We start from the raw sequence: 23,005 nt of genomic DNA on the forward strand, positions 1-23,005 counted from the left end.
AATTGCGGGGCGCTTGTTTTGGTTATTTCTTATATTCAATATGGTACACGTCTCTTCTTCGGTCTTTCAGCTGACGAACCGTCCCATCTTGACGCTGTCTTCTTAATATTTCTAAGTCGACATCACCGACAACCACCATTTCAATATTCGGGTTGCATTCCCCTACAATGCCATCTCTTGCGAATTCAAAATCAGATGGTGCAAAGATTGCTGATTGTGCATATTGGACATCCATGTTTTCTGTTTGCGGAAGGTTTCCGACCGTTCCAGAAATGACCGTATATATCTGATTTTCAACCGCTCTCGCCTGCGCACAGTAACGTACTCGTAAATAGCCTTGACGGTCTTCTGTACAGAATGGAGTGAAAATAATTTTCGCTCCTTTGTCAGCTGCAATTCGAGCAAGCTCAGGGAATTCAATATCGTAGCAAATTTGGATCGCAATTTTCCCGCAGTCCGTATCAAATACCCGGACTTGGTCACCAGCTGAAATCCCCCACCACTTTCTTTCATTCGGCGTGATATGCAACTTATATTGCTTTTCAATTGTTCCATCACGTCTAAATAAATAGGCGATATTATAGATTTTCCCTTCCTCTTCAACGAAATGAGAACCACCGATGATATTAATGTTGTACTTGACCGAGAGATCTGTAAACAAATTAATGTAGTCCTCGGTATATTCTGTGATCCGCTGCACTGCTAGACTTGGTGATCTCTCTTCTAAATATGACATAAGCTGCGTTGTAAAGATTTCCGGGAAAACGGCAAAGTCAGCTGACGCATCTGATGCCACATCCACGTAATACTCCACTTGATTCATAAACTCTTCAAAGGAATGAATTTGCTTCATTGCATATTGAATGACACAAATTCGTACTGGGAACGCCGATTTATAATATCTTTTCGATTGCGGGCGATAATCGACATTGTTCCATTCCATTAGCGTTGCGTACGTACTGGAAGCTTTATCATCCGGCAAGTAATTCGGATTGATCCGCATCAGGCTAAATTCATTTAACAGCTGAAAAGATAGCACAGGATCATAAATTTGGTGCAGCATGACTTGCTCTACATATTGGCGAGGCGTCATTTCCTCTTGATATTTATGATAATTCGGGATACGTCCGCCAATGATGATGCTTTTTAAATTTAATCTTCTCGCTAAGTCTTTTCTTGCTTCGTATAAACGATGACCGATTTTCATCCGGCGGTACTCAGGACTGACCATTACTTCAATTCCGTACATATTCATCCCATCTGGATTATGGTTTGTGATATATCCATCATCTGTGATGTCCTGCCATGTGTGACGATCATCGTATTCATCAAAGTTAATTAATAAACTTGAACATGAGCCAATGATTTCTCCCTCGAATTCCGCACAGAACTGGCCTTCTGGGAAATGTTCAAGGTGGCTTTCAAGGTGCTCTTTTTTCCAAGGGTCCATGCCTGGAAAGCATACCTCTTGCAATGCGATGATTCGGTCGATATCTTCTTCTCTAATATTTCGAATCACCATTCTTTTTTCAAATCGCGTTAAATCTAGTTTTTCTGCCATGATGTATTGCCCCCTTACTGATCCTCTTTTTCAAGCTGATGGAATAGCTGGAGCAATTCGATTTCAGCCATGGATTCTAATCTCGCATCATATTCTTCAAACTGCAGTGTGCTCGTCACTTTATTTGGCACGATGACACATTTCATACCCGCTCGTTTGGCAGCGATTGACCCATTCACAGAGTCCTCAAATGCCACGCAATCTTTTGGCTCAACGCCTAAGCATTGTGCGGTTTGCAAATAAAGTTCTGGGTGAGGTTTCACTTCTTCCACATCGTCTGACGTGCGGATACATTCAAAGTAATCGAAAAGTCCAATTTGTTTCAGGTGATCAGACACCCATTTATAATCTGAGCTGGAAGCAAGTCCAATCTTAATTCCAAGCTCCTTTGCCGCTTCTAAATAAGCTTCTACACCAGGTCTTGCTGCTTCGTCCTTCATTCTCTTTTGAAAACGTGAACGCCGGTCTTCTGTGAGTGCCTCATGATCTAATGTCTTCCCTAACTGCTCTTCCAAATATTCAAAAGGCTTAAAACCTGCCTGCGTTCCAATCACATTTCCCCATACAGACAGAGGCAACTCCGATTCATGCTCCGCAAACATTTCCTGCAGAACCTCATATTCATGTGTTTCTGTATCTAAAATTAATCCATCAAAATCAAATATAATCGCCTTTACCAAAGAGGCCACTCCTTTTTTCCGAAAGTCTGAAATATCTTCCATACTGCTATCATATCGTGAATAAAATTGACTTTCAAAGATGAATGTCTGCTAAAATGATTATGTATAAAAGGAGCCTGCATCGTTTTGTCAGGCTCCTGTCATGTTCGATTCTTTCTGCAAGAGATCCAAGCGCTCCGATTCGTGGAGAATAGACATTGTTGAAAAAGAGCGGAATTGGTATTACAGATCTTGAAGGTTTCTCCGTTCCCTTAAAAATAGTATGTGCGACGACCTTGTAAGTTAACAAGGAAGTTCACACCAACTTTTACGCATTTTGAAGGTGACGGCCTGCAAAATCATCTAAATCAAACGGGAAAGAAAAACCGCACGCATTAACTTGTTCACGGTTGAGTTCAAATAACTCACGATCTCGTTTTGTGATATGTCGCTTCGGCTTTAAAATAATGGTATGTAATAGCTGAAGACCTGATAAGATACGAAAAGCATCATCCATTGTCCCGTTATACACACCATCAATGAATGTAAGCGGGGGTAGTTTTTCCTGCGCTTCTCCATTGACAGAATGGGATAAAAGATCTTCAATTTCCTTTGATACTTCTTCAATTGCCTGCTCTTGAAGGTCTGTCGCAGCTTTCATTAATCTCACGTGGCATCTACCTCTCTGTCGTTATTACTCCATTCAGAATAGCACAGAAAAAAAGTCATTCGCTAAGGTAAGTGTTTCCTATATATACCCAAAGAGAGGACGAATATCATGATCATAAAAGGACACATGCTCTCCCTAAAAGTAGGTGAGCAGCAAAATGGCATTTCCTTAAGTCAATTTTTAAAAGAAGAAGTGTCTGCTTCTAAACCGATTATCCATTTTTGGATGGAGCACCAAAAAGTCCGTCTCAATCAAAAACCTGCCCACCATGCTGCAAAAGTGAGTACAGGTGATCAGATTCTCATTGATTTATTTGAGACGGAAGAAAGTGATGTGACGCCAGAATACGGTGAATTAGAGGTACTCTTTGAAGACGAGCATTTATTAGTTGTCCAAAAGCCTGCTGGAAAGCCGACGCATCCAAATGAAAAAGGACAAACAGGTACGCTGGCGAACCTAGTCGCTTTCCATTTTCAAGCAAATGGAGAAGAAAAGCGGGTCAGACATATACATAGGCTGGATCAAGACACAAGCGGCACCGTTATTTTTGCCAAACACAGGTTGGCACATGCTGTACTCGATCAAATGCTTTCAAAAAAAGCGATTAACAGAACGTATCTTGCCATCGCACAAGGACTGTTTAAGAAAAAGAAAGGAACGATCCAAGCAGCCATTGGACGTGATAAACACCATGCCGTCAGAAGGAGGGTTTCTCCTACTGGTCAAAGCGCCAAGACTCATTATGAGGTCTTCCATCTCAATAAACGTTTACAGATGACGGCCGTTAAGCTGCGATTAGAAACAGGCAGAACGCATCAAATTCGGGTCCATCTTAGCAGTCTCGGGCATCCTTTAGCTGGCGATACATTATATGGCGGGAAGCGTGACCTGATAAACAGATGCGCCCTTCATGCCAAACAAGTAGACATGAACCATCCATTCACAGGTGAAAAGCTGACGATAGAAGCACCGCTCCCACCTGATATGGCTGAATTAATGGACAATATGTAGAAAAAAGAGCCTGATCATACAGGCTCTTTTGACGTTAGACAGATGCTCTTTTCGCATAAATAATGTACCGCTCTGGTGCATTGCCGACAAAATGAAATGGATAGCATGTGGTTAACACAAGCTCTTCCTTTTTATTTTGTAAGGTAATAATGGATGTATCATGCTGATCCACAATTTTCGTATGCGTGATTTCATAAACAAACTCACCATACGGTACAGTGATTTTCAGCTGATCCCCAATATCCAGTTCACCAGTCCGGCGGAAGACCGTATCCCTGTGTCCCGACAAAACGATTTGTCCATTTTGATCAGGGTAATAACTGCCTTTATAATGACCGACGCCTTTGGCAAGGTCGTCCGCATCTGTCCCTTCAACAATCGGCAAATCGGCTTTTAATTTCGGAATGGTCAGGATGCCAGAGGCTTTCCCCATTTCAGGTGAAAATTTTTCCTTTGTCATCCCTTGATCAGTTTCTACGACCTTCTTTGCTTCCTCTAAAGAATGTGCTGTTTGTAAGTGAGTAGAAGCCATTTGCCAGATTCCCCAGCCAAGCACCACAATCCCCACTGACATGACAATCACTGCAAGCCATTTTTTCATGCGTTAACTCCTTTGTCTTTGCTGATGATTCTTTAGCTTGCTGCTGCCTTTTCTTCTTGTTTCGCTTGTTGAATTCGGCCCTCTTTTTGATACACAATAGAAGCTCCCTCGAAGCTCTTTACAAAAGCGACCGTTGCTTCTAAATCTTCTGGGCCTGTTTCCGGATTTTTCCCTAGCCGCCCAATCGGTGCATACTTACTTCCAGTGGCAGTCGCCATGAAGTTGTTCACTGTGAGTGTATACGTTTTATCGAAATCAACGGAAGAACCATCAGGCAGTTTTAAGTCGACTACTTTATATGTTAACGGATTGTACGAATAAGAAAAGCCTGAAATGCTATAATCCGGTCCAAATTGAGGAGATATTTGAGCTTCAATGATATCAACTAAATCTTTCCCCTTAATGTCCAGCTTCACTAACACATTTCCAAATGGCTGAATATTAAAGAGGTCTCCCCAAGTAATGGGTCCTTTTTCGAGATTTTGTCTGATGCCGCCACCATTCATCATGGCAAAGTCACTTTTCATTGAATATCTCATGCCATCCGCAATGAGATTGCCAAGTGGTGTATCACCATCATTTGAATAGCCGCCCTCCATCTTGACCCCTGCTTCTCCAACAACCTCACTAATAATCGGCTCCACTTCTTTTCCGTAACGAGCTAAAATGTCCGCTGCCTCCTGATCCTTTTCAATACCAGCCTGGTCCACATACTGGATGTTTGCACTCTTTTTGACAATATCCTTTGTTTTCCGGTCAAGTGTGACATTGACTTCTCCAATTGCCTTTCCGTATTCAAAGGCTTGGACAATTAATTTTCCATTCACCTCTCCATTGACCACTTCGTGATTATGGCCAGCGAAAATGACATCGATTTCGTCATCACCTTCTTTGGCAAGCCTTGCGCTTTCTCCAGTAATGGTATCACCATTTTGAGAGGCGGTCATATGAGCCAGAACTGCGATCGCTTTAATCCCTTTTTGCTTTAATTCCTTCGCTGCTTCATTGACAGCTTGGACTTCATCAGTAAATTGAATGTCTTTAATTCCTTCTGGCATGACCATACCTGCCGCTGATGTTGTCACAACCCCGATAAAAGCCACAGGAATTCCTTCGACATCCATGATTTCATAGGCCGGTAAAAGTGGTTTGCCAGTATCCTTGTATTCACAGTTTGCACAAACAAGCGGGAAGTTCTGCCCATCGTATCCTTTTGTGCCTTTCGGGTGATCTCCACCTTTTAAGATTCGTAATAGTTCGTCTACACCTTCATCAAACTCATGGTTGCCAACTGTCCCAACGTCAAAGCCGATGTTCTCCATTAGTTCAACGGTTGGTTCATCTTGTAAAAGAGAAGATATTGGCGAGCTTCCGCCTATCATATCTCCTGCATGAACTGTCAGTGTATTTTTTTGCGCAGCTTGCTTTTGTTTTATATAAGCCGCCACATAATCCATCCGTCCATATGTTCCTTTACTGCCATCACCTTTTACATCCAGCTCATATTGCTGATCAATTTTCCCATGCAAATCATTCATGCTTAAAATGGTTAATGGGACTTCACTGGATGATGCTGACGCCTGATATCCAGCCTGCTCTGCTTCTTCTTTAGAAGCAAAAAAGACACGTTTATCTACATCGATCTCATTCCAGCTGTCAGGTGATACGTAGGTTTTTGCAGATGAATCCCCCACATAACGTGTGAGCCCTTTTTTCTGCTCGCGTGCTCTAAATTCAAACGGCTGTTCTAGCAGAGGATCTTCTTCATTCCAAATACCAAGCCCTTTTTCCTTGGCATCTTTCACTGCTTGCTGGAACATCTGATACTCTTTTTCATCTCCAACAGGCCAGATGAAATAAGTAGGGGCATATCCTTTTTTCACAAGCTCTAGGTTCGTATTCAGCCCTTTTTTGGTTTTGACTTGAGCTAAAAGACGTCCATATCCATCCTTTGCTTCCGGGCCAATCTTTAATGTGACTCGATCACCACTTGAAAGAAGCGTTTTTAAATAATCCGTCGCTTTTTGTCCAAAGCGCAGCTGGTTTTGATCTAATTCATTCTTTGGCTTGTGGTAGGTTTCTGGTGTGTCCATATTCACGAAGCGTACCTTTGTTGTGCCGAGCACAGGCTTCTTCAAATGAATGGTATCTCCATCCACAACACGATCTACCGTTGCCTCATATTCTTTTTTGATTTTTGGCGGCTTTGGCTGGTACTTCAGCAATTTGACATCGGTTTTGTGTCTTGGAAGTACTTGCAGCGTATTATATCTGCTTAAAACGCCAGTAAACTCATACCATTTTCCGGTCTTCACTTGATCAATGGCACCCGTATCAACCATGACTCTAAGGACTGTGCTATGATATTTTTTATCGATGATGACCACATTGTATCCACCGCCAGCTGGCTGATCTGGCGCTTGTTCTACATAGCCTTTTACCTTCACTAATCTTCCTTCATATTTGCTTGCTTGATCCGATTCCAATTGTTTAATGGAAACTTTCTTTGGCGAAGGCAATGGCTGATTCACAGCCTCTATCTTCAGACGATCTTGATCTGGCACAATTTCAACGAGCCCTTTATAAGTCGTCACCTTGCCAGTCACCGTGACCTTCATGCCTGCTTTCAGTTCTGGAAAATTCTTAGGCTGCGCAGAATAAATATTGAGACCAGCTGTTTTGTCTTGAATATATGTTGATAGTTTCCCATTCCCTATAGCGGATTGATCTGCTGTTACGATTCCGCTCACCGTTACCGTTTCTCCTATCAGTTTTCGGGCTTTTTTTATGTTCATCGGCTTTGTTTGTTTCCATAAAGTCTCCTTTTTCTCAGAAGAAGAAAACGCCTCAGCTGTCATGATACTAGGCAGTAAAGATTGCAGACTAAATATCACCAAAATCAAACAACAGACCATTCGAATAGATTGTATACGTTTCATTAGATTTCTCCCCTTTGAACTTCATCTCTTCTAGTGTACAAAGCAATTATTAAGACTGGATGGATTTCATGTAAAACTGATCTCAATTACTTGGAAACGTAATAATCACACGTGTCCCTTCAAAGCTTTTGCTCTCAAAACGAATGGTACCGCCATGGCTTTCAATAATCTTAATGGTCATCATTAATCCAAGACCCGTGCCTTTTTCTTTCGTTGTGTAAAAAGGTTCACCTAATTTCCCAATCTCCTCTTCTGGTATGCCCTTTCCTTGGTCTTCAAATATCAGCATCATTTGGTCGTTTTTCAATAATGAAGTCACTTGGATCACACCTGTTACTCCATCCATCGCTTCAATTCCATTTTTAAGAATGTTAAGGAACACTTGTTTCAATTCATTTGGAATGCCTTGAATATGTGGCAGTGAGGGCGCCAGATTCTTTTGAATCGACACTCCTTTTAAGACCGCCTGAGATTCAACGACCATAATGACTTCTTCGAGCAGAAGATTCACATTCACCGGTTCAAATTTAACAGATTTACTTCTAGAGAGCACAAGAAATTCGTTAATAATAGACTCAAGCCGATTAAACTCTGACATCATCACATCGGCATAATCCTTCTGATACTTTTTACTTTGAATCATTAGCTGTAAAAAGCCTTTTAACGACGTAAGTGGGTTCCGTATCTCATGGGCAATACCAGCTGCAAGCTGTCCAACTGCTGACAGCATTTCAGACTTCATCAGCATTTTCTCAGACTGTTTTTGACTTGTAATATCCTCTGAAATCCGCATGACAGTAGACTGCATTTTGTCAGGGTCATCGATTCGGTGTAAAGAGACTCTTTCCCATCGCTCACGCCCTGATAAGTCCTGAAAATACAGCTCACCTGTCCAGCTGCCCTCTCTTAAACACACGTCCCATTGTTTCGCTAGATCATCACATTGACACAACGCATAATAGACAGAAAAAATATCTTTTCCGATCAAGTCATATTCATGCTGTTGTACAAACTGACAAAAGCGCTGGTTGACACACTGAATGACACCTTCTCCTGTTGCAACCACAATATGAATATGGCTGTTATCAAGTGCTGTCACCGCAAGATGAAGAGCCTGCTTCAATTTCGTCATTTCGGTCATTTTGATCCAGGTCATCACTGCTCCCTCGCGATCTTGATCATAGAAAGGCGTCATATGAACCGTGAATTGTTCTCCTTCGTTCGTTTCAATTTCACGTTCGATCACGCGCCTATCTGAAATGACAGATTGAATATCATGATAGAGCATTTCCTTCGATAACTTCTTCACCATCGACTGAAACGTTTGCTGGTGCCGGGTTTGAGCTGAAGTGAATAAAGAGGTAGCTGTAGGAGTGTGATAGCGAATATTCATTTCCCGGTCCACAAACAACGTGGCAAGTTCTGGCTTCACAGACGGCCGGTACAGTTCTTCTCTTGTCACCTTTAAATTGTTTATAATATTAATAAAATGCTCGTTTGTTTTCTCGCGCCCTTCTATTTGCTTGTTTTTTTCTTTTAATTGAGCCCTTGCTTCTTGCTCCTTTTGTTTGACCTCATTGAGCTCGTTTTCTAAATCGACAATTCGCTGTTGATAAACCGAATTCTGCTCTAACATCCCTTTGTCCCTGCCGTTCTTTTGATTTTTTCCTCTCTCACTCTTCCGAATGAGAATGACGTATACTCCTTTAAAACGGCGATCAAAATGTTTCACTGTAAAATCTGCATACTGCTTTCTTCCATTTTCCGAAATGAGGACATGTTGAAAAACAACCTTAGTCTCTTCAGTCCATACCTTTTCAAAGCTTTGACTTAGTATCTCTTTCATATAATCAGGGGTTACATATTCACATAATTCATCTGAGACTTCTGCATGCGCTAAGAAAGAATAGGCACCGTTTGATATCGCGAGGATTTTCTCGCAATCGTCTATGATGAAACATGCATCATACTCCTGCTCTACTTCTTTCATATATTGAACAGCTCGTTCTTTTAACTCCGTATGACCTGCATTGTATTTAGGAACGTTTGAGTGGGTGTAAATGTTCCACTTTTCATTGAACAAATGAAATAAACGAGGGATATTGGGTACCTTTTCATTCGGCCCTAATATCAACATCCCTTGATCCTTTAGTGCATATTGGAATCGAGATAAGACTCGTTTTTGTACTTCTGGCTGGAAGTACATCAGAACATTTCGGCAACTGATAAAATCGAGGTGGATAAAAGGTGAATCGATCAATAAATTGTGAGGAGCAAAGACTATATGTTTTCTAAGCGACTGCTTCACAATAAAAGCGTCACCTTTTTTTTCAAAATATCGCGCCCTCCATTTTTCTGGCATCCGTGTCATAGACTCAAGCGAATAAACACCTTTGCTTGCACTTTGGATGGCTTTCCGATTGATGTCTGTTGCAAACACTTGAAGTTCAATGGACACTTGTCTTCGTTTCATTTCTTCTAAAAATAACAAAGCAAAAGAATAGGCTTCTTCACCTGTAGAACATCCTGCAATCCAAATGCGGCATCGAGATTTCCCATTTTTCATTGTATTATCAATGATCGACGGAATGATGTGATGTTCACATACTCGAAAGGCTTCCATATCTCTAAAAAAGGAAGTCGTGCCGCTTAAAAGCTGTACATGCAGACGATCAAGCTCATCTGGTTCTCTCTCTAATAAACGATCGTACTCGGACAATAAGGAGATCGATTGGTTCGCACTCCTCATTCTTTTTTGAATGACAGAGAGCAGTCTGCGCTTCTCATAGGTTGAAAATGCAATTCCTTTATGCATTTCAAGACGTTCAATGATTCTGATCAAAACAGGGTCTGCAACATCTGTATGCGGAACGTTGATGATGTTGGCTATATATGACGCAAGTGCAGAAGGGTCTTGAAATGTTTGATGATACATACGATCAAACCCACTATTTGTCTCACTGCACGATATGGCTGTACCGCCTTGCTCAACGATTTGAAGCAAACCACTTCCTACACAATAGCCTTTTTGAAAAAAGATCGCATAGGCCTCTTCCTTTTGCACATTGGCAAGTGACTGAAACAACGAATTTACAGCACACGCCTTGTTCGTAGGATGCTGCTCTGTTATGTGTAGCCGTTTGTCTTCTGTCAATGTCACAGCTGCATGCTGCGGACAAACATAAATCGTATTTTTCATGACTTTCTCACCATGCTTAATCGGCTTTGCCCGGTAGCCAATCGGTAAAACAAGTGCTTCCAAATCAGTTACACAATCGCCTGTCACATGATTTTGCACAACAATAAAAGAGGCATTTAATTCATGCGGAAATGATTGAAAAAAAGCCTCAAGATGATGCTGTTCAAACGGCGAAACACCGATGCCAATCACTGGTGCCTGCACATGTTCGTCTTCTATCAAACGATTAATGATTTTGTCCTGCATCTGGTACCCCCATGTTCATTCGTCTGATACATTTTTTCGACAAAAAGGAAGAAAACCCTCTAATTGTAAATAATGTTTTTTGCATGAAAGGAGGAAAACTTCCTCACATTAAAACAGACTGTATAAACAGAAGGAGGATTCTTTATGCAAAACGATCAGCAACCAAACGTTCAAGGACATGTCCAGCAGCCCCAATTCAATCATGGCGGGCATGAGTTATTTGATTTACATGAGGTATTAGCAGGGACCATTAATATTTTGGATCAATACATGATCTTTCGGCAATTTATCCAAGATCCCGCATTATCCGACATGTTAGATCGACAATATCAATTTGTATTGTCCCAGTACAACGTCACGGTAGATTGCTTTTCTACTGGTCAAAAGCCTAGTGAAGAAACATCTACTTATATGATGAAAGAACAGACACAGGTGACATACGGAATAAAACCATCTCAGCCTAAGAAGCCTAATCAATCAATACAGGATGTAAAAGATGCGGGAATTACAGGGCATATGCTTGGTCTCGTGAAATCTCATGCTGGATTACTCTCAATGACTGCATTAGAGGTCACAAACCCTGTGGTGCGACGTGTGCTTGCAGCGCAAATCCCGAACTTTATTGAAATGGCGTATGAAATTTTCTTATATCAAAACAAACATAGCTATTATCAAGTTCCGCAGCTTACAGCTCAAGATATGCAGGCGATGACGTCTACATTTGCCCCTATGCAGGGACAAGTGCAGATGCCGCCAAGCAAAGCCAATCAGCAAAAACCGCTTCATTAACCAAAAACAACGGCCGACCTATTTACAGGTCAGCCGTTGTTTCTTTGATAATTCAGTTTAAATTGCTCTTCAAAATCTGTGAGACGTTGTCCTGTCGCTTGTTCAAATCCTCTATCAAAACGACTAGTTTTCGCCGTTTCCTCCATGATCTCATGTATGACATCTCGTCCATAAAGCTGCACAAGCTCATAGATCATATAGTAGCTTTGTAAATAAACATCTGTCTCATACGTCGTGCGAGATTCTTGCCAGTCTTGATCAGAATAAAGAGATTTAAAAGGAATGACGTCAAACCGTTCAGACGTGGCGTTCAGCACATCATAGGCCGTCCATTCTGCTGTTCCTTCATGGAACCAAAGGGGAAAGACGACTGGAGATACATTGTATGCATGCACCTTTTCATAGAAAACAAAATGGGCATACTCATGAATGAATAACGTGTTGAAAAAGTATAAAGGCAGTGTCTCTTTCTTCAACAATTCTTCCCGTTTATCTGGGTATAATCCAATCATATGATCAACATCAGAATAAAAACCTGTAATATGCTTGATACCGGCAAATTGCTCAATCGTCTCTTTATCATCAAAATAAATGATATCTAACGGTTTGTCAGCTTCATACTGAAACACTGACATCGTTCTCTTCTTTGCCTGTTCCAGCGCTTCTATGGTCAAATCGACAAAGGCGCCCTCATCCTTTGCATAGTAGATTCGAATATGTTCATAGACTTGCTTATTGAGTCCTTCCGTTAAGACCGTTTTAGGCGAAGAATGCTGCTCTAGATATTGCTCTGCCAGCTGGAACCCTACATAAATCAAGTACGCAGTGAACGCATAAAAAATCAAACCTGCTGCAATCATTCCGCTTACAAGTTTTTTATGAATTAATGACGGTTTTGCTTTCATTTACTCCCCACCTGAATTCATCCTGCAACCTCTTTCTCTTTCTATGAAAAAACAAAGATCAACAAGAGGTGATATATTTTTTACTTTATGCAGTCAGGTGCGCAAGGTGCGGTTCCAAACAAAAAAGCCGCATATGACATACGGCTTTTGTCGTAGCTATTTTGATTCAGGGAAGACACGTCGAACCGTTTCAGTAAACTCGTCGAAGAATCCTGAAATTGGCTCTCCACTTCTAATACGTTTTCCGTACCCTGCCATACGATCGACAAAGTCTGGATTAGCAGATACATACACATTATCAATTTGTTGATCCGTCGATTTGACTTTGTCAGAAATTTTCTTTTTCAAATCGTCTGTTACATCTCCGCTTTTATTGCCTTCAAGCACGACAGCAACAAATGCATTTTTCCCTGTGACAAGTACGTTCGCTGTTTTCACTTCAGACATGTTGGCAACAAGCTCTGATGCCTTATCTGCCACTTTCACCTTCTGAGGTGTTTGCACATTTGGTTGATCCTGTCTCATGTTGTCGTTCTTATATGTGACATTTTCGTACTGTCGTTTCATTGTTCCTCTTCGTTCATCGCCTTGGTTGTTCATTCCACACCCAGCAGTGATCAATGTTGGAACGAGTAATAAAGATAGCATCCATTTCTTATTCATCAATTTATTCCCTCCTTTTGCTCATAGGTTTTTCATCCAGCAGACTTTTTATGCACACATCCTCTATTTCAGCAATGAATTCATAAATCAGCCTTGATTGGTCATCCTAAACATGATGAAGAAGTATCATCACGATCAAATGGAGGGATTCGTTTGTTTAAAAAGAGAAAAGGTATGAGTACTGGTGCAATGATCGCAGCATCAACAGCCATCATTGCATTATTTTCACCACTATTACGGAGAAGACTAAGCAGCATGACTCAAATGAATTTGTCCTCAATGATGAAAGGCAAAGATCAACACCAGCATGAGTCATCTCGTCATGAGTCCCATTCGCATTCACGTAAAGACTCAAAAGGCACAGCTGAAGTAGGACAAATGATCAAGCAGGCATTCACCGCTGTCCAGCCTAATGAAACAAGCCAGCATCAAACATCATCAAAAACATACCAAACTCATCAGCCGCCGAGAGAGTCTTACGCCCAGTCTCTTCACATTGATGAAAGTGTCATGAATGTAATGGATGATGAATCTATTCAGCAAGTACTCAATGACATCGAGCACAAATAACTAAAACAGGAGCCTTTTTTCAGAAGGCTCCTGTTTATTCACCTGAAAAATGCTCTTTCACCATGATGCAGAAGGAAGGCAAGAAGGTGATTTCGATCGTGATAACAAACCGTTCCACACCATCTAATAGTATCAACAGCTCTTTTTCATGCTGCCGATCCTTTTTTATTTCTACATGTCGCACAGTTTTAAAGGCATATACTCCTAAAACGGATGCGTCCTTTTTTCGAACAGCCTTCAAAGAAAATTCTTGTACTCCAAGAGACCTCGTCACCACAAATCGCTCTTCCTCATTCTCAAACCGAAACGTTAGATCTTGATATTCAATGGGCATATCTCGTTCAAATCCTTCATCAGGCCACGTCTCAAAAAAAGAAAGCCAGTCCGTTCGATCTGGAAATTGTTCCCTCCTCATTTTAAACCCCTCATAAGTGAAATTTTTATTAATTATCTTGTTTCCCCTTTTCTTTTGCAACAAATTTTAGTAATTTTAAAAAGGTGATTTTATTTTGCTAAGAGACCTCTTTATTAATTTAACAATTCTTGTCACTTTCCATTATTTATTGATGCTTGTGTTTAAAGAGAATTTTTTAAAAAAGGAAGACACCCTGCTCAGACAAATTTATAAAGGAATGATTTCTGGGTTACTCGGTGTCCTCTTAATGTTTTTCTCTATTAAAGCAGGACCAGCCATCATCGATTTAAGACATATCCCCCTTATTTTAACGGCATTTTATGGAGGCATTGCACAAACGTTCATTGCAGCCTGTGTGATCATTATTGGCCGATTATTAATCGAAGCCAATGTCGCTTCTTTCATTAATATTTTTTCCATGATATTTATCGCCACAGCTTCTTTTTTAATTGCTGAGCGTCATATCAATCACGTCGTAAAAATGCTGTTATCTATTACCATGAGCAACGTCATAGCGACTAGTTTATTTATTATCATCATCAATGAAAGATCATTTGAACTGCATGCTGCCTATTGGATGTTCTCGTATATTGCCGGTTTATTTAACTTTTATGTCATTGAGCATCAAACAAAAGCGTATCAGATGTTAAATTTGTATAAATTCCAAGCTCATTATGACTTTTTAACTGGTGTTTTAAATAAACGGAAATTCGATGAAATATTAAGTGATGCTTTTTCTCTGAACTTAAAGCAACCTATCCATCAAATGTCCTTGATTTATCTAGACATCGATTATTTCAAAACCATCAATGATCAGTATGGACATCATGAGGGAGATATCGTTTTAAAAGAAATCGGAACAAGGCTAATTAAAAACACAAGAAGCTCTGATTATATTGGGCGAATCGGCGGTGAAGAATTTGCTGTGCTTTTACCGAATTGTTCCGTTGAAAAAACATGGCAAATTGCGGAACGTTTACGAAAAAAAATGGCGGATCAGCCAATTTATTTACAAAACGGAACATCGATTCACATTACGGTGTCAATTGGATGTGCCTATGATGCAGGAACAAGTGAAAACATGAAACAATTACCGATTATTGCAGACCAGGAGCTCTATAAAGCGAAGCAGTCAGGCAGAAACCAAGTGAGCTTTTCTGGACGAAAAAGAGAACACTTAACATAGGCTTTTTCCTCAATTTGTTAGCGCTAATTATTTTTAAAAAAGTTTTCGTATAACAGTTGTTTTTTCCCGCAAACACTGGTAAAGTAAAGGTAATTATTTTTGTTCGTATCATCTTTAAGAAGAAAGTTTTGAAAGAGTTTTCGTCTTTGAAGTTTGTGTAAGAGCAAGAATAGTGAATTTAAGCGTTAAGATCGCTTTAGGAGGAAATTTCATGTTAGAAGGTAAAGTAAAATGGTTCAACTCTGAAAAAGGTTTCGGATTCATCGAAGTAGAAGGTCAAGACGATGTATTCGTTCACTTCTCTGCTATCCAAGGCGAAGGCTTCAAAACTTTAGAAGAAGGTCAATCAGTTTCTTTCGAAATCGTTGAAGGTAACCGTGGACCACAAGCTGCTAACGTTAACAAAGCGTAATTTAAGAGCATCTGCTCTTTTAGCACTTTATAGAGTGAAGGAAAACCGCTTGGCTTTTATGCTGGCGGTTTTTTTGTGCAATAAAAAAAGAGAACCTGACGAGAGGTTCTCTTTTTATTTGTCCTTCTGCTTTAGTTTCTGTAAAGCAGAACGATACATATCATCATTCATTTTCGTCTCTGGTTCTACTTCTTTGACAGGTGGTTCTGGCTGTTTAAACTTTTGAAGCGCCTGTCTATAGAAATCATCACCTGACGGAGCATCATCTGTCTGAGAAGGCTCTGACGCTTTTTCTTCCACTTCAGGCTCTACAGGTCTCGCCGCAACTTCTGGCTCGCTATGCGGCACGTCAGGATGATTCGATACATCTTCTTTGATCTCTTCCTTCTCGGCCGAAGCGTGTCTGACATTGAACGCTACTAATCCGATAATGACTAGAACAGCAGCTACTAACGCTACAATAATCGTCGCCAAAAGAACCCTCTCCTTATCGCTTAAATGACGCAGTGACTGATGCTACACGTCTTCCTAATGCTTTCCCCAGCTCAATGCCTTCTGCAGAAATCACTTCATCAGAATCAATCGGGCACGTCACACCTGCTCCATAATAAGAGCCGTATAACGCATTTTCTGGAACATTTCCAGGAAGGCCGACCACAAGCATCCCTTGATGGAACATTGGCGTAATCAAATTATGCATCGTCATTTCTAATCCGCCGTGTGTTGTGGCAGTGGTACAGAAAACGGCACCGACTTTATCGATGAGTTTTCCTTCTGCCCATAAATACCCAAGACGGTCAATCCATGTCTTTAATCCAGAACTTATGGTACCAAAGTGACCAGGGCAGCCCCAAATGATTGCATCCATTTGATCAAGCTTGCGGATATCCGCATCTTTCACATGATCAATGAACACTTCAGCGTGCTCTGTTTCACCTGCGCCAGCTGCAATCGCTTCTGCAAGTGCTTTTGTATGGTCACCTTCACTATCGTATACGACATAAATTTTCATGTACGGTCCCTCCACACTTATCTTGCATCTTGGTTTGCTTCCTTAGGTGCTGGAAGCAATGTCATTTCTTGTTTCTTATCCTGCTTTTCTTTTCGCTTTTTATCCTTACGTACATCTCGCAGGAACAAGCTGAGAATCACACCCGCTGCACAGAATAATGTCACCCACATGTAAGCATCATTGATGCCCATCACATTGGAATCGACTTGTGCTTTCGTAAAGAGCTGGGTCGACACATATTTTTGAGCAGCTTCTGCTGTCATGCCCATATGGTGCATCACATGAGAGACAGCCGCCTGGAATGAATTCATAAAGAACGGATCAGCTGTATTCGTTTGATCTGCCATATTGGAATAATGGAATGTCGTGCGATTTGTATAAATCGTCGTGATCAAACTCGTACCGATCGAACCACTGATTTGTCTCAGTGTGTTTGACATCGCTGTACCATGACTGTTTAAATGCTGCGGTAATTGGTTCATCCCAGCAGTCATGACTGGCATCATCAAGAGTGACATACCAAAGGCACGTACTGCATACATGAGCACAATGTGACTATAAGATGTATCAATCGTTAGCCTTGTAAACTCGTATGTGGTGACAACCGTAATCAGCATCCCCACAATGGCAAGTGGACGAGGTCCAAATTTATCAAACAAGATCCCTGAAATTGGGGACATAATGAGCATCGCAAGTGCCCCTGGAAGCATTAATAGCCCCGATTGCAGTGCAGTAAACCCAACGAGGTTCTGCAAGTAGATCGGTAGTAAGAACATCCCAGTGTATAAGGCAACGGTAATAATAATGTTAATAACACTTGATAATGAGAAAATGCTGTATTTAAACACGCGGAAATCAAGCATCGGATTATCCGCTTTTAACTGTTGGAAAATAAAGAGAATGATCGCAATCGCACCAATGATAATCGTAGATAAAACGATTGGATCTGTCCAACCATCACTTCCCGCTTCACTCACTCCGTATAGAAGCGAAGCAAAACCAACGATCGACAGAATCGCACCAAGAGTGTCCAGCTTGATTTTTTTAGGCTCTACAATATTTTTAAACATAAAGAAAGCCGCGATAATGACAATCGCACCGATTGGTACAAGTCCATAAAACATAATACGCCATGAATAGTGTTCAATAATATAACCAGATAACGTTGGTCCGACAGCTGGCGCAAACATCATCGCAAGACCAAAAATCCCCATTCCTTTCCCTCTGTTTTCTGGAGGGAAAATAAAAAGGATTGTTGTCATGACGAGCGGCTGTAAGATACCGCCACCGACTGCCTGAATCAAACGACCAATCAGCATCGTAGAAAAGTTTGGCGCAATACCGCAAATAAAAGTCCCTAGTGTAAATGAAATCATCGCCACGAGGAATAAGCTGCGCTGGCCAAAACGTGTGATTAAAAACGCAGATAACGGAATGAGCACACCGTTGACAAGCATGTAACCTGTTGTAAGCCACTGAATTGTCGTCGCACTCACATTAAATTCAGTCATTAAATGGGGCATGGCTACGTTCAAAAGCGTTTGGTTTAAAATCGCTACGAACAAACCGGCCATTAAAATGATCAGTAAAGACAAGGAGCCTGTTCCCTGTTTTGTCGCTGCAGGTTGATTTGCCATCTCAGACAACCTCCTTTCATTTTTTGATATCAGTCATCATTAAGAAGAAATTTTGACAGAAGCATTCATACCTGGAAGTACTTTGTCAGATGGATTTTTAATTGAAATTTTCACTGCTACTTTTTGTGTCACTTTCGTGTAGTTACCACTTGAGTTTGTTGCTGGCAGCATATTGAATGTTGAGTTTGTTGCATAACCAATTTGTTCAACTGTTCCTTCAAATGTTGTATCAGGATCGCCGTCTACAACGATGTCCACTTTGTCACCTTTTTCAATGTTCTTAATGTCTGTTTCTTTAATATTCGCTGTAATGTAAAGCTTGCTTAGGTCAATCGTTTCACCAAGAACTGTCCCAGGCTGCACTTGTTGGTTGTTTTGTACTTCTTTTTTGACTAATGTGCCATCAGCCACTGCTTTAATGTTTGTTTTTGCTTCTCCTTCAACTTTTGCAACTGTGCTGTCTTTTTGCACTTCGTCACCTTCATTGATGTCCCAGCCTTTGATTTGTCCAGCTGCTGGCGCTGTAATTTGGTACATGTCACCTGTCACTTTTGCTTCATCTGTTTTTACGAAGTTTGTGCTTTCGTAGTAGTAATAAGCACCTCCGGCAATAATGGCAAGAATCACAATAAGGCCAATAATATTCGTTAGCAATAAACGCCCTCTGTTCATGTTTTGTTTCTCCTTTCATGTATAAAAATATAGTGTCATCTGCTTTAGCAAACTTAGAATGCCCATCATCTGACAGATTATGAAACAAGCTCATAGAGCTGCCTGTTTCCCCTTTTTCTACTCCGCTGAAAATGGTGTGCAGCCCATTTATACTTATTGTTCACTTATGAGCAAAAAGCAGAAAAAGAAGAAAAGACAATCGGCATCTTTTTTGAAAAACTTATATTTAACAAGATTAAATATTAATAAATGAAAATTGAAATGTCAAAGAGAAAGTTTTACTTTTTTTCTGGTGATCCCTTCCTTCTCCACACAAAAAACCTTTCAGCCCTTATGCTGAAAGGTTTTTTTGAATGTTCTCTTTAAGAAAGAACTTCTTCCTGCTGAAAAAATTTTTTTAATGCGAGAAAAACGTCTGATTTTTGCTTCAAAATATAATGCTTAAATTTCTCATCCTGAATATGTTTATATGCTGACATTAACGTAGAATGCCGATTATATTGATTCACTTCACCATAACAAAATAAATTGGCTTTTTTCATAATTTCAGAAACGAGCTTCACGCACCGTGCATTATCAGAGGTCAAATTGTCACCATCAGAAAAATGGAAAGGATAAATATTATATCGTGACGGAGGATATCGTTCGTCTATGAGCTCTAGTGCCTTTCGATAGACAGAAGAACAAATGGTTCCCCCGCTCTCTCCCCGAGAAAAGAAGTGCTCCTCGTCTACGACCTTCGCCTCTGTATGGTGGGCAATGAATTCGATCTCGACTGTCTCATACTTTGTCCGCAAGAAACGTGTCATCCAAAAGAAAAAGCTTCTCGCCATATATTTTTCCCAAAGCCCCATACTTCCGCTCGTATCCATCATCGCTAGGACAACCGCTTTTGATTCTGGTTTGGTGACTTCATTCCACGTCTTATACTTAATATCCTCTGGATAAATGGGATAAAAGGAAGGGCTTCCTGTCATGGCATTTCGTTTAAATGCTGACAGCATTGTTCGTTTTTTATGGATATTACCGGTTAACCCCGTTTTGCGAATATCATTAAACTCAATTTCCTCGACAACGATATCATCAAGTTCCTTTTGTTTAAGATTTGGTAGCTCCAGCTCACGAAATAACGCTTCCTCTAAATCCATTAATGAGACTTCTGCTTCGTAATAATCATCACCGGCTTGATCTCCAGCACCTTGCCCCTTTCCCTGCCCTTGCTTACTGTCAGATCCATCCCGAGCGACCACATCGCCAACCTGGCTGTCTCCATCCCCCTGACCTACATGCTTATTCTTATCATAGTTGTACCGAATTTTATATTCATCTAAAGAACGGATCGGAATTTTGACCACATCTTTGCCATTAGACATGATGATACTTTCCTCTGTGACAAGATCCGGCAAATTGTTTTTAATCGCCTCTTTGACTTTTTTCTGATGACGCTGCTGGTCATCAAAGCCTTTTCGATGGAGGGACCAGTCTTCCTGAGACACAATAAACTGACTTTTTTCTTGCCGGGACATCCATCCCCCTCCTCACCTTTTTGGACAATTCTTGTACCCATCGATTCCATTATCGTATGCTGGCCGTCGTCGAAATGACGACGATTTCTAAAAAAGACATTACCGGTGCTGGTTTGCGCCAATAATGCCTCCTTCATTTATTAACGATTCAGAAGACTACCTACATATTTTAAGAGTTCATTTGCACTTGTAGAATTATAGCCATGCTCATCAATCAATCGCGCCACTACTTCATTGACCTTTTTCAACTGTTGCTCATCCGGCGTTTTCGTCGATGTCGTAATTTTCACGACATCTTTCAAATCGGCAAAGAGCTTCTTCTGAATAGCTTCTCGTAATCTCTCGTGAGAATTATAATCAAAGCGTTTGCCCTTTCTCGCATAAGCCGAAATCCGAATAAGGATTTCTTCTCTGAATGCCTTTTTGGCGTTTTCAGAAATGCCGATCTGTTCCTCAATTGAACGCATGAGCTTTTCATCAGGATTCATTTCTTCACCTGTTAACGGATCACGCAGTTTGTTTTTATTGCAGTACGCCTCGACATTATCTAAGTAATTATCCATGAGAGTTTTCGCAGACTCCTCATAGGAATACACAAATGCCTTTTGAACTTCCTTCTTCGCCATATCGTCATACTCTTTTCGTGCGACAGAAATAAAATTCAAATAACGTTCCCGATCTTCACTTGAGATCGATGGATGCTGATCGAGTCCTTCTTTTAAGGAACGGAGGACATCCAGTGCATTGATGGATTCCATGTTCTTTCGAATAATAGTGGATGAAATGCGGTTAATGACATATCTCGGGTCAATTCCGCTCATTCCTTCGTCATGAAATTCCTTTTTCATCTCATCAATATCAACAGATTGGAAACCTTCGACACTTTCCCCATCATACAGTCGCATTTTTTTCACCAAATCGATATCAGACCGCTTCGGCTCTTTCAGCCTTGTCAAAATAGAAAACATCGCAGCCACCTTTAGCGTATGCGGTGCAATATGAACATCTGAGACATCACTTTCTGAAATCATCTTATGATAAATGCGTTCTTCCTCTGTCACCTTTAAATTATAAGGGATCGGCATCACAATAATTCTTGAGTGTAAAGCCTCGTTCTTTTTATTCGAAATAAATGATCGGTACTCCGTTTCATTCGTATGTGCAACAATCAATTCATCCGCACTAATCAACGCAAAACGCCCCGCCTTAAAATTTCCCTCCTGCGTTAATGAAAGAAGATGCCATAGAAATTTCTCATCACACTTTAACATCTCCTGAAATTCCATCATTCCACGGTTCGCTTTATTGAGCTCTCCATCAAACCGGTACGCACGCGGGTCTGACTCTGAACCAAATTCAGCAATCGTTGAAAAATCAATACTTCCTGTTAAGTCAGCAATGTCCTGAGATTTCGGATCCGACGGGCTGAAAGTACCAATGCCGGTCCGTTTGTCCTCTGAGAAAAAAATTCGTTCCACTCTCACATCCTCAATGCGGCCACCATATTCCTCTTCGAGCCTCATCAAGTTCAAAGGTGATAAATTCCCCTGCACACGTATGCCGTATTCTCTATAGAAATCCTCCCGCAGATTTTGCGGAATGAGATGAAGCGGATCTTCATGCATTGGGCAGCCTTTAATCGCATAGACTGCGCCATGATCTGTTAGTGAATACTCTTCCAGCCCTCTTTTTAGCCTTGTGACAAGCGTCGATTTTCCGCCGCTGACTGGACCCATTAATAATAAAATACGCTTTCTGACATCTAAACGTTTAGCCGCAGGGTGAAAATACTCTTCCACTAGCCTTTCCAATGATTCCTCTAAACCAAAAAGCTCCTGATCAAAAAATTTGTAGGTTCTGACCCCATTCTCCTCTTCAATCCCGCTGTCCTTAATCATATGATAAACGCGAGAATGAGCAGATTGAGCGACAAGTGGATTTTCTTTAATAATATCTAAATATTCGCTGAAGGTGCCTTCCCATTTCAGTCGCTGCTCTTCTTCTCTGTGCTGTTCAATTTTCTTTAAAATATCCATATGAACCTCCTCTTTCAAGATTGAAGCTAGAAATCAGATACTGTTTTACAATCTATGCGGAGGCGTCCTATTACATGCTTTCGTTCTTCAAAATGACGAATTGGCAAACTGAATTGACAACCATCCGCAAGACCCTTCATAATAAAGGAAAAACAGGAGAAAAATGATCTTCATCTCCTGCTTTTCAAGGCGAACTTCACAACATATGAAACCGGCAGCAAAGGAACAAAGGGATAAGGGGGAGCTTATATGAGAACGGTCATTATGATGGGCGTCATCATTACGTTTTTAGTATC

General features: G+C 40.8%; 20 protein-coding genes. 5 read left to right on the forward strand and 15 right to left on the reverse strand.

The genetic code is table 11. The features are described 5' to 3' along the window. Nucleotides 1-22: 22 nt before the first annotated feature. The 3 genes from MHI20_RS15605 to MHI20_RS15615 form a co-directional block, all read right to left on the reverse strand. On the reverse strand, nt 23-1,561 hold the full coding sequence (locus tag MHI20_RS15605; RefSeq protein WP_007497061.1) for a bifunctional GNAT family N-acetyltransferase/carbon-nitrogen hydrolase family protein: 1,539 nt from the start codon (nt 1,559-1,561) through the stop codon (nt 23-25). Nucleotides 1,562-1,575: 14 nt separating this feature from the next. Continuing rightward, on the reverse strand, nt 1,576-2,241 hold the full coding sequence (locus MHI20_RS15610; protein WP_017366913.1) for an HAD family hydrolase: 666 nt from the start codon (nt 2,239-2,241) through the stop codon (nt 1,576-1,578). Nucleotides 2,242-2,548: 307 nt separating this feature from the next. Continuing rightward, entirely contained in the window at nt 2,549-2,890 is a 342-nt protein-coding gene (locus tag MHI20_RS15615) for a DUF5365 family protein (protein ID WP_340939642.1), read from the reverse strand. A 108-nt stretch (nt 2,891-2,998) separates the two neighbouring features. Between MHI20_RS15615 and MHI20_RS15620 the strand changes: the two genes are divergently transcribed. Next, entirely contained in the window at nt 2,999-3,901 is a 903-nt protein-coding gene (locus MHI20_RS15620; protein ID WP_340939645.1) for an RluA family pseudouridine synthase, read from the forward strand. A gap of 34 nt (nt 3,902-3,935) precedes the next feature. Here the strand turns inward: MHI20_RS15620 and MHI20_RS15625 are convergent, their stop codons facing one another. The 3 genes from MHI20_RS15625 to MHI20_RS15635 all read right to left on the reverse strand — a co-directional run bounded on the left by MHI20_RS15625 (nt 3,936) and on the right by MHI20_RS15635 (nt 10,886). Beyond that, nucleotides 3,936-4,502: a class D sortase gene (locus MHI20_RS15625; protein WP_217967402.1), complete on the reverse strand. Its 567-nt coding sequence runs from the start codon at nt 4,500-4,502 to the stop codon at nt 3,936-3,938. Nucleotides 4,503-4,534: 32 nt separating this feature from the next. After that, nucleotides 4,535-7,441: a 5'-nucleotidase C-terminal domain-containing protein gene (locus MHI20_RS15630; RefSeq protein ID WP_340939653.1), complete on the reverse strand. Its 2,907-nt coding sequence runs from the start codon at nt 7,439-7,441 to the stop codon at nt 4,535-4,537. 82 nt (nt 7,442-7,523) lie between these two features. Then, nucleotides 7,524-10,886, reverse strand: a complete 3,363-nt coding sequence (locus MHI20_RS15635; RefSeq protein ID WP_340939656.1) for a CheR family methyltransferase — start codon at nt 10,884-10,886, stop codon at nt 7,524-7,526. A 144-nt stretch (nt 10,887-11,030) separates the two neighbouring features. On the opposite strand from MHI20_RS15635, the gene MHI20_RS15640 reads away from it, so the two are divergent. Beyond that, on the forward strand, nt 11,031-11,675 hold the full coding sequence (locus MHI20_RS15640) for a spore coat protein (protein ID WP_058337542.1): 645 nt from the start codon (nt 11,031-11,033) through the stop codon (nt 11,673-11,675). A gap of 29 nt (nt 11,676-11,704) precedes the next feature. On the opposite strand, the gene MHI20_RS15645 is transcribed toward MHI20_RS15640, so the two are convergent. Further along, nucleotides 11,705-12,580: a hypothetical protein gene (locus MHI20_RS15645; RefSeq protein ID WP_138278319.1), complete on the reverse strand. Its 876-nt coding sequence runs from the start codon at nt 12,578-12,580 to the stop codon at nt 11,705-11,707. Between the two features lie 156 nt (nt 12,581-12,736). Continuing rightward, nucleotides 12,737-13,243, reverse strand: a complete 507-nt coding sequence (locus tag MHI20_RS15650; RefSeq protein ID WP_008349054.1) for a YhcN/YlaJ family sporulation lipoprotein — start codon at nt 13,241-13,243, stop codon at nt 12,737-12,739. A 153-nt stretch (nt 13,244-13,396) separates the two neighbouring features. Here MHI20_RS15650 and MHI20_RS15655 point away from each other — a divergent pair, with 153 nt between their 5' ends. Continuing rightward, nucleotides 13,397-13,813, forward strand: coding sequence for a hypothetical protein (locus tag MHI20_RS15655; RefSeq protein WP_041507545.1), 417 nt, complete (start codon nt 13,397-13,399; stop codon nt 13,811-13,813). A gap of 34 nt (nt 13,814-13,847) precedes the next feature. Here the strand turns inward: MHI20_RS15655 and MHI20_RS15660 are convergent, their stop codons facing one another. After that, complete coding sequence (locus MHI20_RS15660) at nt 13,848-14,228, reverse strand: hypothetical protein (RefSeq protein WP_340939666.1); 381 nt, start codon at nt 14,226-14,228, stop codon at nt 13,848-13,850. A gap of 94 nt (nt 14,229-14,322) precedes the next feature. On the opposite strand from MHI20_RS15660, the gene MHI20_RS15665 reads away from it, so the two are divergent. Next, entirely contained in the window at nt 14,323-15,414 is a 1,092-nt protein-coding gene (locus MHI20_RS15665) for a GGDEF domain-containing protein (RefSeq protein WP_338706054.1), read from the forward strand. Nucleotides 15,415-15,625: 211 nt separating this feature from the next. Beyond that, a complete protein-coding gene (gene cspB, locus MHI20_RS15670) occupies nt 15,626-15,826 on the forward strand; it encodes a cold shock-like protein CspB (RefSeq protein WP_008349061.1) in 201 nt (66 codons plus the stop codon). 114 nt (nt 15,827-15,940) lie between these two features. Here cspB and MHI20_RS15675 read toward each other — a convergent pair whose 3' ends face one another. The 6 genes from MHI20_RS15675 to MHI20_RS15700 form a co-directional block, all read right to left on the reverse strand. Continuing rightward, nucleotides 15,941-16,300 (reverse strand): hypothetical protein, encoded by a 360-nt coding sequence (locus tag MHI20_RS15675; protein ID WP_135009115.1) that lies wholly within the window; start codon nt 16,298-16,300, stop codon nt 15,941-15,943. Nucleotides 16,301-16,313: 13 nt separating this feature from the next. Next, nucleotides 16,314-16,838, reverse strand: a complete 525-nt coding sequence (locus MHI20_RS15680) for an NAD(P)H-dependent oxidoreductase (RefSeq protein ID WP_135009116.1) — start codon at nt 16,836-16,838, stop codon at nt 16,314-16,316. A 17-nt stretch (nt 16,839-16,855) separates the two neighbouring features. Further along, nucleotides 16,856-18,475, reverse strand: a complete 1,620-nt coding sequence (locus tag MHI20_RS15685; protein ID WP_138278317.1) for a DHA2 family efflux MFS transporter permease subunit — start codon at nt 18,473-18,475, stop codon at nt 16,856-16,858. Nucleotides 18,476-18,514: 39 nt separating this feature from the next. Further along, complete coding sequence (locus MHI20_RS15690; protein ID WP_007497037.1) at nt 18,515-19,147, reverse strand: HlyD family efflux transporter periplasmic adaptor subunit; 633 nt, start codon at nt 19,145-19,147, stop codon at nt 18,515-18,517. Between the two features lie 362 nt (nt 19,148-19,509). Further along, entirely contained in the window at nt 19,510-20,673 is a 1,164-nt protein-coding gene (yhbH, locus tag MHI20_RS15695) for a sporulation protein YhbH (protein WP_007497035.1), read from the reverse strand. A 140-nt stretch (nt 20,674-20,813) separates the two neighbouring features. Then, nucleotides 20,814-22,709, reverse strand: coding sequence for a PrkA family serine protein kinase (locus MHI20_RS15700; RefSeq protein ID WP_017360374.1), 1,896 nt, complete (start codon nt 22,707-22,709; stop codon nt 20,814-20,816). Nucleotides 22,710-23,005 lie beyond the last annotated feature (296 nt).

This window comes from Bacillus sp. FSL K6-1106 (assembly GCF_038005245.1).
GTDB classification, from domain to species: domain Bacteria; phylum Bacillota; class Bacilli; order Bacillales; family Bacillaceae; genus Bacillus; species Bacillus altitudinis.